The sequence below is a fragment of the Hungatella hathewayi WAL-18680 genome, assembly GCF_000235505.1.
GTDB lineage: Bacteria > Bacillota > Clostridia > Lachnospirales > Lachnospiraceae > Hungatella_A > Hungatella_A hathewayi_A.
Window position 1 is genome coordinate 981,579 of sequence record NZ_JH379027.1, and the last position, 3,216, is coordinate 984,794.

1 protein-coding gene and 1 pseudogene are annotated in these 3,216 nt (G+C 53.7%); both read left to right on the forward strand.

Annotation, left to right across the window (positions count from 1 at the left end):
• Positions 1-154 precede the first annotated feature (154 nt).
• Positions 155-907 (forward strand): signal peptidase I, encoded by a 753-nt coding sequence (lepB, locus tag HMPREF9473_RS04455; RefSeq protein ID WP_006778873.1) that lies wholly within the window; start codon positions 155-157, stop codon positions 905-907.
• A gap of 88 nt (positions 908-995) precedes the next feature.
• Positions 996-3,216, forward strand: a pseudogene (locus tag HMPREF9473_RS04460) (hypothetical protein); the annotation flags it as partial.

A 3,216-nucleotide genomic window follows, 5' to 3' on the forward strand; every position in this document is an offset into this window, starting at 1 on the left:
TAGGAAATGGCAATATACTGCTGTCCATTTCAAGAAATAAGGAATATTCCACTTCATAATACTCATTACAGAGTAAAAGCCGAAAGGAAGGTGCCAGTCCGTGGAGACAGTCGGAGGCAGAGGAAAGTCCCGCAGACAGGAACGGAGCGGACGGATGAGGAAAAGAAAGAGGGAATCCCATTTTCCTACGGTCCGTTATGGAGGATTTGAGGAAAGCCAGATTATCTGCTATCTGTGGGAGCTTGTGAAGTCTGTGGAATCCATCGGGGGGAAGTTAAAAGCCGGAATAAAGCCTGGTGGAGAAAACCGGACCAGGGAATGTCTGGGAGAACTGGCAGACTTAGAAAAACAGATGCGCGGACGCGTGCGGGTGGAAATGCGGCGGTATTTTGTGAGACGGAGACGCAGAAATGTGAGACTGCTGCTGACGGCGCTTCTCGGAGGGCTGTGCATTGTGGGGATTTTCAGCTTGCTGATTGGTGTGGACAGGGTATCGGGGGAATCGATGAATCCCTACCTGAATCACGGGGACTGGATTGTGTACAGCCGGGTGGGAACCAGAATTCAGAGAGGCCAGGTTGTGGTGTTTGAGAAGAATGGAGAAAGTATGGTGAAGAGAGTGGCAGGACTGCCGGGAGACACGGTGAAAATCAGTGACTCGGGGGATGAGGTGTTTGTCAATGGAGCCGGCACGATGGGATATGGCATGACAGAACATGACAGTCCGGAAAACCGTGAAGAGACGGATACAGACGGGCCGGGCGAACGGTTGACCGTCCTGGATGGCCAGTACATGGTGCTGGGCGATAACCGGAGTGTTTCTATTGACAGCCGTGACAGCCGGGTGGGGACGGTGCCGCAGAAGAATATTCTAGGCCGGGTGATTTTGATCATCAGAGCCGGCTGACAGGGGAGCGTGGACTGCCCCCGTGGCAGCGTGCCTGTTGAGAGATACGTATCAGGAATAAGACAGAAAAATGTCGGAGGAATTTACTATGAACCGTTACATATTACATAGAAAATCGAAGGGGAAGGAACATATCAAATATCTGATTGCCGGGGCTGCCTGCCTGATAATGGCCGGCGCCGTTGGTTACACCGCTCACAGTATCGGAACAGCCAGGGCCAAAAGCCGGGAGATTGTGCCGATCTATACGGAGGAGGAGCTGGAGTATTACCTTCTGGATCCGGAGAGCGAGGAGTATAACCTGAAGGGAAGATACCGGCTGGAGGAGGATTTGGATCTGGGCTGGCTGTATCAGTCCATTGGGACGGATGTGGAGCCGTTCGCCGGAACCTTTGATGGAAACGGGCATGTGATAAGCGGTCTGGAACGGCCGCTGTTTGGAGTGCTGAAACAGGCGGAAGTGGAGAACCTGTTTTTGAGTGAGGCGTCGATTGTGAATCCTGTCACTTATTTTGATGGGGAGCGTTATGTGGATGGTTATGGCGCGCTGGCCGGCTATGTGATTGGTTCGGAGATACGAAACTGCGGGGCCGGCGGTTCTCTTGTGACGGATATTCCGGTTGAGACGGTTTATCAGACGGCAAAGGCGAAACCGGAACCGGAGCTGGAGCTGGAAGAAATAGGACCGGGGATGACGGAGAGCAGTGGGGAGTCACTGAATGGGCTGGAGACAGAGAGCGGTCCGTCTGCCGGAGGTCCGGGTGTGGTGGAGACGTCGGCGGGAGAAGGCGGGAACCAGGAGAGTCTGCCAGGAGAGAACGGTTCTTCGCCGGAAAATGCGGGGACATCCGCTGAATCCGGGGAAGGGATGACCGGTAGCCAGGAAGAGACGAAGGAGACCAGTGCAGGCGAAACGCCAGATGCGGAAACGGATTTGGGAGAAGCAGGTACGGGACAGGAAAATGGAGGAGAAGGAAAGCCGGGCGGTGATATAAAGCCGGGAGATGGAACGGAAACTCCAGGGGAGACAGGAAAACCAGGAGGAACAGGAAACCCAGGAGGAGCAGGAAATCCAGGAGGAACAGGAAATCCAGGGGAGGCAGAAACACCGGCAGATACGGAAGCACCGGCAGGTCCGGAGAATCCGACAGTCCCGCCGGAAACGCCGGCAGGACCAGAGTTCTCTGCCACCCAGGAACCAACGGCCGCACCGGAACCGACAGCATCACCGGAAGCACCGGCCGGAACAGAAGCATCACCGGAGCCGGAGACCATTGCCATGGAAACCAGGGCTTACTTGAGACTGATGATGAAAAATGCCGCCATTACGGAAGTCGGACTGGATAACATGGCGACTCCGTCCGATGCGGAAGCTGTGGAGTCATCTGCAGAATCCCTTCCTGTGGAAGCAGAACTGCCGGCTCCCATATCCAGCCCGTCCGATGCAGGAATGGCAGAGGAGGAGACAGAGTTCAACCCATATGAAGATACATTCATAAACGTGACAGCAGAGCAGGTAACAGCTGGCGGACTGATTGGACAGGCAGAGGAAGGTACCGCATTATCCAACTGCTTTACCTGCATGACAATTGAGTCGCGGTTGAATCTGAGTGATACCTATACGGGAGGTTTTGCAGGCATCCTGGGGTGGGATGTGAGTGTGGAGAACAGTTATTCCAGCGGATATATGGAATGCGACGGAATATCGGCAGGTTTTGCGGCGATAAATAACGGAACGATACAGGATAGCTATTCAAGCATGGCGCTGGCCCAGAGTGAGGACACATTCTGCCACGCATTTACTGCAGAAGGAGAAGGACAATATATTGACTGTTTCTATGACATGCAGCTGGCGGATGTGGAGACTGATACTGCCAATATGGATGGAGAAGTGGCAATATTTGAAAATGATATGACGGGATCCATGCTAGAGTATGATGGTGCAGGCACAGTGGAATCTATGACGGAGCATGATGAAGCAGGAGCATCGGAATCCATAATGGGACAAGACGGCACCGGCGCGAAAGAAGTGACAGGGCTGAGCACTAGAAACATAACCGGCATGGAGGCCGAAGTGAGCGGAGAATGGTACCTGACTGGCAATGCATACCCGCAGATTTCCTATTTTGCATTAAACGAGCATGGGATAATTGCGGACTATTCCAAGGTGTCCGCCATTCCCCTGCTTCTTCCGGAAGGAGTTACCCTCAGCCGTGCGCTGGGAGATACAGCGGATTTACTGATTCTTCCGGGCGAGATTGAAGGTCAGGAGATTTTGTGGGAAGCAGGCGGCGACATAGCCATTGACG